At 40.2% G+C, this 14,140-nt stretch carries 10 protein-coding genes; 8 read left to right on the forward strand and 2 right to left on the reverse strand.

What is annotated here, in order from left to right:
* Positions 1–150 precede the first annotated feature (150 nt).
* From ACLHDG_RS08785 to nhaD, 7 genes are all read left to right on the forward strand, one after another.
* On the forward strand, positions 151–1,983 hold the full coding sequence (locus ACLHDG_RS08785; RefSeq protein ID WP_415405849.1) for a Na/Pi cotransporter family protein: 1,833 nt from the start codon (positions 151–153) through the stop codon (positions 1,981–1,983).
* Complete coding sequence (locus ACLHDG_RS08790) at positions 1,980–2,222, forward strand: hypothetical protein (RefSeq protein ID WP_415405850.1); 243 nt, start codon at positions 1,980–1,982, stop codon at positions 2,220–2,222. The genes ACLHDG_RS08785 and ACLHDG_RS08790 overlap by 4 nt, the downstream gene beginning before the upstream one ends.
* A gap of 292 nt (positions 2,223–2,514) precedes the next feature.
* Positions 2,515–4,146 (forward strand): inorganic phosphate transporter, encoded by a 1,632-nt coding sequence (locus ACLHDG_RS08795; RefSeq protein WP_415405851.1) that lies wholly within the window; start codon positions 2,515–2,517, stop codon positions 4,144–4,146.
* Complete coding sequence (locus tag ACLHDG_RS08800; protein WP_415405852.1) at positions 4,146–5,963, forward strand: Na/Pi cotransporter family protein; 1,818 nt, start codon at positions 4,146–4,148, stop codon at positions 5,961–5,963. The genes ACLHDG_RS08795 and ACLHDG_RS08800 overlap by 1 nt, the downstream gene beginning before the upstream one ends.
* The gene (locus ACLHDG_RS08805) at positions 5,963–6,244 is read left to right on the forward strand and encodes a hypothetical protein (protein ID WP_415405853.1); all 282 of its coding nucleotides are present in this window, start codon (positions 5,963–5,965) and stop codon (positions 6,242–6,244) included. Before ACLHDG_RS08800 ends, ACLHDG_RS08805 begins: the two co-directional genes overlap by 1 nt.
* Positions 6,244–7,140, forward strand: a complete 897-nt coding sequence (gene ppk2, locus ACLHDG_RS08810; protein WP_415405854.1) for a polyphosphate kinase 2 — start codon at positions 6,244–6,246, stop codon at positions 7,138–7,140. Before ACLHDG_RS08805 ends, ppk2 begins: the two co-directional genes overlap by 1 nt.
* Positions 7,141–7,181: 41 nt before the next feature.
* Entirely contained in the window at positions 7,182–8,492 is a 1,311-nt protein-coding gene (gene nhaD, locus ACLHDG_RS08815; protein WP_415405855.1) for a sodium:proton antiporter NhaD, read from the forward strand.
* A 24-nt stretch (positions 8,493–8,516) separates the two neighbouring features.
* Here the strand turns inward: nhaD and ACLHDG_RS08820 are convergent, their stop codons facing one another.
* Complete coding sequence (locus ACLHDG_RS08820) at positions 8,517–9,836, reverse strand: magnesium transporter (protein WP_415405856.1); 1,320 nt, start codon at positions 9,834–9,836, stop codon at positions 8,517–8,519.
* 170 nt (positions 9,837–10,006) lie between these two features.
* The gene (locus tag ACLHDG_RS08825; protein ID WP_415405857.1) at positions 10,007–10,777 is read right to left on the reverse strand and encodes a ceramidase domain-containing protein; all 771 of its coding nucleotides are present in this window, start codon (positions 10,775–10,777) and stop codon (positions 10,007–10,009) included.
* Between the two features lie 531 nt (positions 10,778–11,308).
* Between ACLHDG_RS08825 and ACLHDG_RS08830 the strand changes: the two genes are divergently transcribed.
* Positions 11,309–14,140 (forward strand): AMP-binding protein, encoded by a 2,832-nt coding sequence (locus ACLHDG_RS08830; RefSeq protein ID WP_415405858.1) that lies wholly within the window; start codon positions 11,309–11,311, stop codon positions 14,138–14,140.

Here is a 14,140-nt window from a genome sequence, read left to right on the forward strand (position 1 = left end):
ATACTAAAGGCAAATATTTGAAAACCATATTTTGAATAGCATTGGCAGGAACACTTTTTCATAATATTTGCTAAGAATATTATGAGTATAATTATTATATATGTATAGTAAAAGGAGATCGAAGTGCATGGATCTGATATCGTACTTTAAATGTTAATATCCAATATTTATAAAAGTCTTTTTGCCCCGATAATCATACTATTGTTGGTGGGTGCTTTGTTTCTCTTGGGACTCTACCCCGATATCAGTATGATTTTAGGAGGCATTGCACTCTTTCTCATTGGTATGGAATATATGGAAGGTGGGTTTAAAGCGTTTAGTGGTGGTTTGCTTGAAAGCGTATTGGAAAGGTCTACCAATAACACTCCAAAAGCCATTACCACTGGTTTTCTTGCTACAGCCATTGTTCAGAGTTCAAGTTTAATCTCCATTATTGTTATATCATTTTTGTCCGCAGAGTTGATGACTTTAACTTCTGCAGTGGGAGTGATCTTTGGATCGAACATTGGTACAACAACAACCGCTTGGTTGGTTTCTGTATTTGGCCTGAAAATAAAAATTTCTGTCTACGCTATGCCTATGATCATTATGGGCATACTTATACCTCTGTTTTTAAAAGAAAGCAGCTGGAAAGGCATCGCTTCCATCCTCATAGGACTAGGCGTTATTTTTCTTGGTATTGGGTATATGAAGGAAGGTTTTGAAACTCTAAAAGAGGGAATCAATCTTGCCCAATATGCCATAGCTGGATATACAGGAATTTTTGTCTATGTACTTGTCGGTGCAGTTGCTACAGTGGTGATACAATCAAGTAGTGCCACTATGGCGATCATCATCACTGCCTTGGCTACGGGACAGATCGATTATGCAAATGCTCTTGCTTTGGCCATTGGTGCCAATGTCGGTACGACAGTCACTGCAGTACTTGGGGCTTTAAAATCCAATGAAAACGGTAAGCGACTTGCTGTTGCCCATTTTATTTTCAATATAACAACCGGGATCATTGCCATTGTCTTTATTTATCAGCTTGCTGAACTTGTAGACTATTTAGCTGTCATAGTTGGTATCGGTATTGAAAATTATACTATGAAGCTCGCTCTGTTTCATACTATTTTTAACATTATAGGTGTTTTGGCAGTTTCCCCGTTTATAGGTGTTTTAGTAAAGTTTTTAAATACCTTGTTTATACCTAAAGGGGTAAATAAAGGTAAGCCAAAATATCTGGATGATGCAGTATTGGCACTTCCATCAACTGCACTCTCAGCCATTATTATGGAAACAAAACATCTGTATGAAAATGCTTTTGATATTATTACGCATGGGTTAAATCTAAAAAAGAACAATCTCCTTTCATCCATGGAGCTAGATGAAGTAACCAAGGACTTACACACTCATACTATTGATATTGATGGCTTTTATAACCGCTGGATAAAAGGTCTTTATGGTGAGATTATTGATTTTTCCACTAAAGCACAGGCAAATATGTCTCCGGAATACATAGAAGAGTTATACAAATTCAAACTTGCGAACAGAGACATAGTAGAAGCGGTCAAAGGCACCAAACATTTACAAAAAAACCTGCTCAAATATACGTTCAGCAGAAATGAACACATTAAAGAACAATATAATGATATTAGAAAAGGCTTGGCTGAACTGCTAAGGAATATCAATACCATTGCAACAACGGATGAAGAAGATGTGATCATTTTATTACTCTCCAAAGCTAAGATACATGCTGAAAGATATGATATAATTACTAATGGTACACTTGATAAATTGATCAGAAAAGGTCTCATTACCAATCAAATGGCAACGTCCTTGATGAATGACAGTGATTATGCACACAGTATCAGTAAAAATCTCATTGCTGTGGCAGAAGTACTTTTCATCGATATCAACAGTGACTTGAAAAAATTACACGAAGATATAGCTATCAATGAAGAAGAAGTTGATTTACTTATAAACAATAAGGACCACACATGAGTATCAAAAAATTTATAGAGAGTGTAAAAGAATCTTTGAACTTGAATGAGTTTGAAAAAACAGGAAAAAAGAAATCTGTAAAACGTCTTTTAGAAAAATTAAACTCTAGAAAAGAGATACTCGATAAAGTACCAAAGAAAAAGCTGGAGAAAAAAGAGAAGAAAGAGCTAAAAGAGGAACTGGCAATCATCTCTTTACAGATAAAAAAGGGTGAAAAGATATTGGATGAACTTAATTAATTCAAAGATTTTTTACTTGCAGATTGCCTCTTTTCGTTCTTCCTAAAATGTGTAGTGATTTAGTTAGCATATTAATAGTACTTACAGCTCTTTTTGTCATTATTTAACCCCCCCGCCCTATATATTTTATTTTATAGCCTAAATACCCCATTTTTACCCTATTTATAGTCCTATTTCAACACAATTAAAACAAGTAAGTATAATCTTCATTTTTCTTTGACTTTTTATTATTGTGCTAAGTCAAAGAGGAGTATAATAATTATATAACCAAATTAAAAGGATTTAAGTAAACATGGAAATACAGACAGTAAAAAAGATGCAAAAAGAGGCTATTAAAAGTAGTGGGATTGATTTTTTAAGGCTTGGCTTCGCCCTATTCTTTATGGTAGCAGTTCTAACATACAGCTTTATGAGTACAGGAGGAATACCGAACAATGTATTCTTGGCTATCGCAGCACTCTTTGGTGCCTATATGGCTATGAATATAGGTGCAAATGATGTTGCCAACAATGTTGGACCGGCCGTTGGTTCAAAAGCACTTACTATGGGTGGTGCTATCGTTATCGCAGGTATATTTGAAGCATCTGGGGCATTGATAGCAGGTGGTGACGTTGTAAAGACCATCAAAAAAGGAATTATTGATATCGCCGCGTTTGGTGGCAATACAGATTCATTTATCTGGGCTATGATGGCTGCACTTTTATCTGCTGCATTGTGGTTAAATTTCGCGACCATGGCAAAAGCACCTGTATCAACTACACACTCCATCGTTGGTGGTGTAATGGGTGCAGGTATTGCGGCAGCCGGATTTGGCATTGTTGCATGGGGGACTATGGGGAAGATCGCAGCTTCATGGATCATCTCTCCTGTACTTGGTGGTATTATCGCAGCTTCTTTTCTTTTTGCTATTAAGAAATCAATGGTATATAAAGAAGACAAAATAGAAGCAGCCGTCAAATGGGTACCTGTTTTTGTCGCCATTATGTCTTGGGCATTTGTAACGTATCTAACACTCAAAGGCCTTAAAAAAGTTTGGCCACATATCGTTGATATTCTGATCTTTTTACCTGATACGAAAAAACCTACTTTTATCGTAGCAGCGTTATTTGGATTGATCATTGCTATAGTGGTTTATCTTATACTGAAAACTACTATTGCGAAAAAGGCCCATAGCATTGAAAACAGTAGAGTAGGACTCAATACACTCTTTACTGTACCTCTCATTTTTGCAGCAGCACTCTTAAGCTTCGCACATGGTGCAAATGATGTGGCAAATGCCATCGGACCATTGGCTGCCATCAATGATGCTGTAATGACTGGTGGAATTTCATCAAAAGCAGGCATACCATTATGGGTTATGGCTGTTGGTGCATTAGGTATTGCCATTGGTCTTGCACTTTATGGACCAAAGCTTATCAAAACAGTCGGGTCTGAAATTACAGAGCTTGATCAAATGAGAGCGTTTTCTGTTGCTATGGCAGCTTCTATTACAGTGATCATCGCGTCACAACTTGGACTCCCTGTATCTTCTACCCATATTGCTGTGGGTGGTATCTTTGGGGTTGGATTCTTAAGAGAGTATCTTGAAGGAAGTGAAGTAAAAGATGATATAGCACTTGAAAAAGAGCACATTATTGATGAGAAGAAACAGCTAAAAGCACTGCATGCCGAACTTAAAACTCTCGAAGCAAAAGAGGAAAAAGAAAAAGCAGATTATGAAAGGATCGTTGATCTTTATAAAATGATCGATGAAGAAGAAGAGCTTCTCAAAGAGGCTAAAAAGCAGTTAAAATCTGCTCGAAAAGTGCAATATGTTAAAAGAGATGCTGTGAAGAAGATCATTGCTGCCTGGGTCATTACTGTTCCTGCAGCTGCTGTTTTATCTGCAGCAATATACTTTATGATCAGAGGTATTGTACTTTAATGTTAAGAAGAATATTTTTACCTAGTATCTTAATTGTACTAGGATATGGATTCTGGATAAGTCCAGATTTTAAAGAGATATCAGCGGGTGTTGCTATCTTTTTATTTGGTATGATATCTCTTGAGGAAGGTTTTAAGGCTTTCTCGGGTGGTACATTAGAAAAGATTTTACAAAAATCTACCGACAAACTTTATAAAAGTATCGGTTTTGGTGTGCTTGCTACAACTATTATGCAATCAAGTTCTTTAGTTTCAGTGCTTACTATCTCATTTTTGGGTGCTGGTTTAATTGGTCTTGCTCAAGGTATTGGGATCATTTTTGGAGCCAATATTGGTACGACTACCGGGGCTTGGCTCGTTGCCGGTTTTGGACTAAAAGTAAAGATATCTGCCTATGCTATGCCTATGCTTGTATTTGGTGTGATACTTATATTCCAAAAAGCTAGATCTTTAAAAGGTATAGGATACATACTGGCTGGACTTGGATTTTTATTTCTAGGAATCCATTATATGAAAGATGGGTTTGAAGCTTTTAAAAGTACTATTGACTTGGCATCATTTGGAGGGACTGGACTAAAATACCTATTTATATTTACAGGTATTGGTATATTTGCAACTGTTGTTATGCAGTCATCTCATGCTACACTAGTACTTATAATTACAGCACTTTCAGTGGGTCAAATATCGTATGAAAATGCTTTAGCTCTTGCTATTGGAGCAAATGTCGGTACAACGATCACTGCTATTATTGGGGCGATGAGTTCAAATATTATAGGTAAAAGACTTGCAGGTGCTCATCTGATTTTCAATGTAACTACAGGGCTGATTGCGATAATCTTTATGAGCCAAATTATGTATAGTGTTGATTTTGTCAGTAATGCTGTAGGTATAGCTTCAGATGATTATACATTAAAACTTGCCGTTTTTCATACTATATTTAATGTTATTGGTGTAGCCGTAATGGTTCCATTTATAGGAAAACTTGTGGTATTTCTTGAAAGCACTTTAAAAGACAAACATGCAGAAGAGACTACAAGTTTTGATACTGTTCAATATTTAAATGAATCAGTACTAGAATTACCTGCAACTGCTATGGCTGCTATAGTGAGGGAAACAAAGCATCTGTATACAAATGCTTTTGAGATCATCACTCATGGGCTAAACTTAAAAAGAACAAATATTATATCCGACATGCCACTAGAAGAGGTGGTCACAGACTCATACAGCAAAAGCTCTATTGATATTGATGACTTTTATAAGCATCGTATCAAAGGTATTTATGGAGAGATTATAGATTTTTCGACCAAAGCACAATCTCAAATGGCACCAGAAGATATTGAAGAGTTATATAAAATAAAACTTGCAAATAGAGATATAGTTGAAGCTGTAAAAGATACACAGCATTTGCAAAAGAATTTAATAAAATATGATAATAATTCAAATGAACATATTAAAGAACAGTATAATAGTATCAAAATAGGTTTGGCAGAATTGTTAAGAAATATTGATCTCATATCCAAGATGACGGAAGAAGATGAAATAATTATACTTTTATCAAAAGCTAAAGTGCATATGCAAAGATATGACATCTTGGCAAATGGTACACTTGACAACTTGATAAGAAATAATTTAGTTACAAACGAGATGGCAACTTCATTAATGAACGATAGTACTTATGCTTACAATATCAGTAAAAACTTTATTGCTATGGCAGAGATTATATTTATAGATGCCTCCAGTGATATAAAGAATATTGGTGAAGATATGGTAATCAGTGATGAAGATGTTGATTTAATTTTAAAAGAGAAGGATGATTAATGGGTATAAAAAAGTTTATTAATAGTGTAAAAGAGTCGTTGGGATTGGATGAAATTGAAAAAGCAGGGAAAAAGAAATCTATAAAACGTCTTTTAGAAAAATTAAAGTCCAAAAAAGAGATACTCGATAAAACAGCAAAAAAGAAACTCGATAAAAAAGAGAAGAAAGAGTTAAAAGAAGAACTGGCGATCATCACTTTACAGATAAAAAAAGGTGAAAAGATATTGGATGGACTTAGCGCTAAGAGTCTTGAGACCTCAAAAACTAAAAAGGAAAAATAATGGAAACAAACGATCAAAAACAATTTGAAATAGATGGCAATATGGTCTCTCTTGATGAGCTTATCGAGGGTTATTCTGAATCAAAAACAAAAAATGATGCAGAGAACAAAGCTGTAAGCAAAAGAAAAAATGAACAGGCTCTCAAGCCATACCAGGCAGAACTGATCAAGCTTCAAAAGCATCTTGAAGATACAAACCAAAAGATGATCATTCTTTTTGAGGGGCGTGATGCTGCCGGAAAAGGTGGAACCATCAGAAGGATCACACGATACATGAATGAGAAACATTATCGTATCGTAGCACTGGGTAAACCGACAGAAGAGCAAAAGAGCCAATGGTTCTACCAAAAGTATATCTCATACTTTCCAAGAGGCGGAGAGATCGTCCTGTTTGACAGAAGCTGGTACAACAGAGCGATGGTAGAGTCTGTTTTTGGATTTTGTACCCAAAAAGAGTATGATGATTTCATGAAAGGTGTCAAAGGGTTTGAAAAAGATCTGACCAGACAGGGTACTATCCTGATAAAACTCTATTTCTCTGTTACAAAAGATGAGCAGGCAAGAAGATTTGAGAGAAGAAAAACCGACCCACTCAGACAATGGAAACTCAGTGAAATTGATGTACAGGCACAGGACAGATGGGATGACTTTACCGAAACAAAGTACAATATGCTTAAAAAAACCCACTCTCACAATGCACCATGGACCGTTATCCGATCAAACAACAAAGATGAAGCAAGATTTGGAGCACTTAAAGTCATTTTAAATTCTATAGACTATGAAGGTAGAGATGAAACACTTGATTATTCACTTGATCCTAACATCGTCATCTCTGGTGCAAGAGAAATTGAGATCATGGATGCGCAAAGAAGCAGAAGTGGAAAATTCATAGGTTGATCTTTCACGATTAACTTATATACTAAGATTAAAGGCTGCCTATGACTAATACACTTGTTGGATATGCCTCTGTATTACTATTTATTATCGCCTATCTGATGATAACCTTTGAAGAAAAAATAGCGATCAATAAATCGAAGCCGGCACTTTTTGCCGGTACTTTGATCTATGTTCTTATTGCATGGCATTACGTTTTTTATGGGCTTGATATTGCCCCTGTGAAAGATAATATTCATCATTTGATCGTTGAGATAGCTTCTATCTATTTCTTTTTATTTGTCGCAATGACTTTTATTGATTCACTCATAGAAAGAGGTGTTTTTGAAGCGTTAAAATTTAGATTACTTCAACAAGGGTACAACTATAAAAAACTTTTTTGGATAACAGGTTTTATTGCATTTTTTCTAAGTCCTGTTGCAGACAATTTAACAACAGCACTGGTCTTATCGACAGTCTTACTGACACTGGAACATCATAATAGGCAGTTTTTGATTTTAGGAGCCATCAATGTTGTGGTTGCAGCCAATGCCGGGGGAGCATGGTCACCTTTTGGAGATATTACTACACTGATGGTTTGGACTGCAGGGAAAGGCATGTTCAGTGAATTTTTATTTTTATTTCCCGCTAGTTTTATCGGTTGGATAGTGACAGCATATCTACTTTCCAAATATTTACCTGATGGCTCTCCCACAGATAAAGATAATACAGGTGCATGTAAAATACCGGAAAATGCAAGCATAAAAAAAGGTGGCATAGGTATTGTCTTTCTTGGTATACTGACCATCATCCTCTCCGTCACTATTCACCAGGTATTCCATTTGCCTGCTTTTTGGGGTATGATGTTGGGGCTCGCATTGTTTGGCTTTTACTCCAGCTATCTGAAAAAAAAATACAAAGAACGTATCTGGCTTTATCGACGAATGGCAGAGGTTGAAAATGACACCCTACTGTTTTTCTTCGGACTTTTAGCAGCTGTGTCCGGACTATCCTATATTGGTTATATTGCAATCGCTGCCAATATCTATAATGTTATGGATCCTTTTTGGGTCAATATTATCATCGGTGTCGTTTCTGCCATCATTGACAATGTGCCCCTTATGTTCGCAGTACTCAAAGCAAACCCCGTTATGGATACAACTCAATGGATGCTTGTAACGTTAACCGCAGGTATAGGTGGATCACTCATAAGTTTTGGTTCTGCTGCAGGTGTAGGTGTCATGGGAAAACTTCGGGGTATCTATACCGTTGGAGCACATATGAAATATGCATGGACAGTCGCTTTGGGATATATGATCTCTATTGGTATATTTTATCTTCAATTTGAGATATTTGGATTTTATTTCTCAAAATAACTGGATGGCTTTTTAGAAGTCCCTTTAACCATTTATTTCAGGTATCCACATTGTGGCAAACCATAAAAATGAGAAAAAGCCGATAACATCAATCAAAGTAATGACAATAACCGAACTGGCGATCGCCGGATCTATCTTCACAGCTTTAAGCGCAAGTGGCACATATGCACCTAATATCCCGGCAAAGACAAAAGTAACAAACATCGATGCCGCCATTACTCCGCCAATATACCATGATGAGAACCAGACATAAGATATGATCGTTGCCAAGAGAGCAAAGAACATACCATTGAAAAATGCGATCTTCACTTCTTTAGAAAGAGCAGGAGCGGCATCTCCCCAGCTAATATTACCCAGAGCCATTTGCCGTACGATCACAGTTAGAGTCTGCATGGAAGCTGTACCTGCCATATTGGCAACGATCGGCATCAACACGGCTAAGGCAACTACCTGTTGCAGCGTATGTTCAAAAAAACCAATAACCATCGAGACCAAAGTGGCATTGACAAGATTGATTGATAACCAAAGGGCACGGTCTCGACCTGTTTCCGTGGCACTCTCTTCGATCTCCTCTTCAGGATGAACCTGACTAAGCCCATATATCTGTTTGGTTGCATCATCTTGAATATGATCCAGGATATCATCATGTGTGATCCGTCCCAGTAAACGCCCATGTTTATTGATAACAGGTAAAACATGAAGATCATAACGCTTCATCAATCTTGCAGCTTCATATACAGACGAACGGCTATGCACCGAAATCGGTTGCGATGCACTGTCATAAATCTCTTCATAGGTCAATGCATCATCTACCGTGGCAATAGTTGCGAGAGGGAAAAGTGCTATAAGATGGTACTCCTTATCAACCAGGAAAACATTAGTGATATGTTCAAGAGAATGGTTATCGATCAACATAGCTAAACGTTTCATCGACTTACGGATCGTCTCATTTTTGGTCACAGTAAATATCTCGATCTCCATCAATGAACCTGATTCCTCTTCAGAATAGTCCATCAGCAATTTGATTGAAGCCGTCAATTTGGTATCGATCAGTTCGATCGTTCTAAGCCATTTGACTTCATCTACCTCTTTAAGGATGATCATCAGGTCAGTTGCATCATCGGTACGCATGACATTGACGAATTTAGCCAGTTTTTTGTCATTTAGCATACCACAAAGCTCTTTTTGATACGTATCTGGCAGTTCTACGATCACTTTAGCACGATCATAATTGCTTAGGGATAAAAACGTTGAGAGAAAGGCTTCATTGCTCTCTTTTTTGCTGCTGATCAGTTGTGCCAAGTGATCCATAGGATCATGGGTAATTAAATTTTCATTTTGCATAAGTGTATTATTATAGTCAAACAATATAATAAGATGGTAACATAATGTATGAATGAAAAAACATTATCGCATCACATTACCACACCAACTAATACCTAAAACTTTATTTGAAGAGGAAACGAGAGGTAGGCTGCCAGGTAAAAAACAGCACAAGGGACATGATCCGACAATCAGATGGGAGCACGTTTTTGTAAAGCCAGAAAAAAGAGGTACGCGCTTAAAGCAGCAAAAAGGTGCTTTAGGGAGTGTCCGCTCACATCAGCAAGAGAAAGGTATAGTATTTCATCTGTCATCTCAGCTATTTTAGAAATCAGATAGGCAAATAAAGCTGTCCAAAGAAGAGCGATATGAGAAAACCGTGAAGAGAAGAGAAGTAAAATCAAAGGGATGAGCAGCATAGGCAGGAACTGGACAAGCACATAGAGACGAAGATCACCTTCGCCTTTCAGTTCCGTAACATGCCAGTAGCCTACTGAAAAAAGGCCAAACAACAGCAATGGAAGAAAAAGCTGTTTCCCCACTTTCTCTGAGATGAATTCCGAAATGATGATGGTAAAAAATGCCATAAAAGCCACTGCCATTGCCAATCTGTCAAAAACCAGTGTCTCATTTGACGGCCACAGGTGATAATACCCTGAACCGATACCGATCAGAAAGATAGCGATAAAAAATGCCAGATAAGCAGGCAATATTTCTGGAAGCATCGTGAACCGGTTTTTTCGGATCACTCCATTTATACCCATTGCCCCGATAATGAGAAAGGGAACATTTGAGACAACATTCCAAAAATTGGGGATACCCAGAACCGTTTTCTGATCAGCGAAATGATGGTAACCCTGCTCCTGTGCAATTGCAGGTACCGCGGCAATACCAAGCACTGCTAAAAGTGTTATGCCAAGGAGGATACTCACTTTTATGCGAAAGCTCTGTTTTGGTAACATACCCTACTCCTCCAACTCCATCTTTAATACCAATACATAGGTCGGTCAATAGATTTTTCCAAGTACCCGATATTGTCTCATCGTTGATCTATGACACTTGACACCGTATATTTGGTAGCTTTATGTTTTCTGACGGAGTCTGTTTTTCTGGGAACACCCACCCATAAAGAGCAATGAAACAAAAAAGGTCAATAATAATGGGATACCAAAGAGTCTCTTCATACAGTCTCTATCCTTGTTGCAAACAATAGATAAGATTATCACTATATTTGACTTTATTTCTGCTTTTATCATCATTGGTCTTCTAGCTACTCCCCCAAATAGTATAGAGTTAGATTTAAACAATATATTTCCATTATTATATACAGATGATGGATACCATACAAACCTGTTGATAAAGACAGACTATTAGGTCTCTCAACTGTATCGTATCGAATATGGTTTTGGTTCATTACGTCCAATAGTACTATCTCTAATTTGTAATCTGCTATGATTGTCATAAACCAGGTTATTTGAAAGTAGTTTAATAGTATGGAACGTGAAGCAAAGTACAAATCAAATAAAAGAGCAGAAACACTGTTACAGGTAATAGGTGATCTTATTGCAGAGATTCATCCGCATCATCTTCCCGTAGAACGTATTACCCTTGACAGCAGTTTTGAAAAAGAGCTTGGGCTCGACAGCCTCTCACGTGTCGAGTTGATCGCCCGGGTTGAAACAGCATTCAAGCTTGCACTGCCGGAACGTACCTACGCAGAGGCAGAGACACCGCGGGACCTCTTGCGTACATTGCTTGGCACAGAGGTACCTTATGCGCACCTGCCGGCTTCAGAAATTTCTGCGGTAGCATTGGGTGAAGCTGCAGTCGCACCCGCCGAAGCGCAGACCCTGGTGGATGTGCTTCGGTGGCATGTAGCACACCATCCCGATCGCCCCCATATCCAACTCTACCAGGATGACGGAAACGGGAAGGTCATCACCTACGCCGAACTTGAAGCAGGCGCCGAAAAAGTGGCTGCCGCTTTGCAGCAGCGTGAACTTGAACCTGCAGAGCCCGTTGCGATCATGCTGCCCAGTGGACCAGATTACTTTTTCAGTTTTTTTGGCATTTTGATGGCCGGTGGCATACCGGTGCCCATCTATCCCCCTGCACGACCCTCACAGCTTGAAGATCATATACGACGGCATGCCCGTATACTGGATAACTGCCGCGCAAGTATACTGATCACCGTACCCGAAGCCAAACACGTTGCACAGCTTCTAAAGTCACTGGTTCCCAACCTTCAACAGATCGTATCGACTTCTGAATTGAAAGCATCATCAGCCAAAGCGATATTCCCAACCCTGCATGCCCAGGATGTCGCATTTTTGCAGTATACATCAGGCAGTACCGGCAACCCCAAAGGCGTGGTACTGACACATGCCAACCTGCTCACCAATATTCGCAGCATGGGAGAGGTCGTCGATGCGAATTCTGAAGATGTCTTTGTCAGCTGGCTGCCGCTCTATCATGACATGGGCCTTATCGGCGCATGGCTGGGAAGCCTCTACTATGCCGCGCTTTTCGTGGTGATGTCACCGCTGGATTTTTTAGCCAGACCGGAACGCTGGCTGTGGGCGATCCATCGGTATCGCGGCACGCTATCCGCATCACCGAACTTCGGATATGAGTACAGTATGCACCGTTTAAAAGATACTGATATGACAGGACTGGATCTTAGCTCCTGGCGTGCAGCATTCAATGGTGCCGAGGCAGTTATCCCTGAGACACTGGAGCAGTTCGGCAAGCGCTTTGCACCGTTTGGATTTCATGAAAAAGCAATAATGCCGGTATACGGCCTGGCCGAATCCACGGTCGGACTGGCATTTACACCCCTGCAACGCGGGGCACGCATCGACCGCATCCAACGCGACACCTTTTCCCGTTCCGGAGCAGCCATAACAGCCAAAGAGAATGACAGTAATGCTTTACGGTTTGTCTCCAGTGGACTTCCCCTTCCGGGGCACCAGATCAGAGTCGTGGACCCTGCAGGGCATGAGCTGCCTGAGCGTCAGGAGGGGCGGCTGGAGTTTCACGGCCCCTCTTCCACCAGCGGCTACTACCGTGATGCCGAAAAAACACAAACCCTTTTTGACGGGGAGTGGCTCGATACAGGGGACCTGGCCTATATCGCTAACGGGGAACTCTATGTGACCGGACGTATCAAGGACATCATCATCCGTGCGGGGCGCAACATCTACCCCGACGAGCTGGAAAAGGTGGTGGGAAACATTCCGGGTATTCGGAAAGGGTGCGTTGCCGTATTTGCAAGTATGGATCAAAAAACGCAAACCGAAAAACTGGTTGTCATGGCAGAAACGCGAAGTGACGACCCGGATGAACACCATGCGCTGCACAACGAGATCAATGCACTGTCGGTCGATCTGACCGGTATACCGCCTGATGAGATCGTGTTAGCACCTCCTGGCAGTGTTCTGAAGACTTCCAGCGGCAAGATCCGGCGTTCAGCGAGCCGTGAACGCTTTGAAAAAGGTACGATCACTAAAGAGGCCAAAAGTGTGCCCTGGCAGGTAGTTCGCCTGGTGCTTGGCGGTGTCATACCTCAGTTTCGGCGCACAAAACAATACCTCAATGCCCTCTTCTTTGCTGTTTACAGCTGGTCTGTCTTTGCTCTGCTCGTACCGGTTGTATGGCTCTCTGTTACGCTATTACCGAAGTTTTCCATGCGATGGGCCGTTATACAGCGATGTACACGACTGCTCACCTATGCAACTGCCACACCTCTCAAGGTAAAAGGAATGGAAAACCTCCCAACAGACGGATCCTCCTATATACTGGTGGCAAACCACGCCAGTTATCTCGACAGCTATGCCCTGGTAGCAGTACTGCCGGGGCATTTTCGCTTTATTGCCAAGTCTGAGCTCTCCCAAACCTTTTTTACCCGCATACCACTTAGAAAGATTCATACAGAGTTTGTCGAACGTTTTGAGGTCAGCAAGAGTGTTCACGATACAGAGCATCTTCGTACCGTCCTTGAATCAGGTCATGCGCTGCTCTTTTTCCCCGAAGGTAGTTTCAGCCGGATTCCCGGTCTGATGCCGTTTCACCTGGGTGCTTTCAGCGTAGCGGCTCAAGCAGGTGTACCGGTCATCCCCATAGCGATCAGAGGCACACGCTCCATACTGCGAGCAGAATCCTGGTTCCCGCATCGCGGTTCGGTCACGATAGAGATCGGCAAACCGGTCGATCCGAAGAAGATCACAACCAGAGCAGATAAAGAGCAATGGGATGTGGCAATAGGATTACGTGACCAAAGCCGTGAATTTATCCTGCGGCATTGCGGCGAACCTGATCTTGCATAG

The organism is Sulfurovum iocasae, assembly GCF_047716765.1.
Classification (GTDB): Bacteria; Campylobacterota; Campylobacteria; order Campylobacterales; family Sulfurovaceae; genus Sulfurovum.

Bases quoted from the DNA above. Each gene is read 5' to 3' on its own strand.
- ACLHDG_RS08825 (WP_415405857.1), bottom strand. From the start codon at position 10,777: ATGTTACCAAAACAGAGCTTTCGCATAAAAGTGAGTATCCTCCTTGGC.
- ACLHDG_RS08820 (WP_415405856.1), bottom strand. From the start codon at position 9,836: ATGCAAAATGAAAATTTAATTACCCATGATCCTATGGATCACTTGGCA.
- ppk2 (WP_415405854.1), top strand. From the start codon at position 6,244: ATGGAAACAAACGATCAAAAACAATTTGAAATAGATGGCAATATGGTC.
- ACLHDG_RS08805 (WP_415405853.1), top strand. From the start codon at position 5,963: ATGGGTATAAAAAAGTTTATTAATAGTGTAAAAGAGTCGTTGGGATTG.
- ACLHDG_RS08790 (WP_415405850.1), top strand. From the start codon at position 1,980: ATGAGTATCAAAAAATTTATAGAGAGTGTAAAAGAATCTTTGAACTTG.
- ACLHDG_RS08830 (WP_415405858.1), top strand. From the start codon at position 11,309: ATGGAACGTGAAGCAAAGTACAAATCAAATAAAAGAGCAGAAACACTG.
- ACLHDG_RS08800 (WP_415405852.1), top strand. From the start codon at position 4,146: ATGTTAAGAAGAATATTTTTACCTAGTATCTTAATTGTACTAGGATAT.
- ACLHDG_RS08785 (WP_415405849.1), top strand. From the start codon at position 151: ATGTTAATATCCAATATTTATAAAAGTCTTTTTGCCCCGATAATCATA.
- nhaD (WP_415405855.1), top strand. From the start codon at position 7,182: ATGACTAATACACTTGTTGGATATGCCTCTGTATTACTATTTATTATC.
- ACLHDG_RS08795 (WP_415405851.1), top strand. From the start codon at position 2,515: ATGGAAATACAGACAGTAAAAAAGATGCAAAAAGAGGCTATTAAAAGT.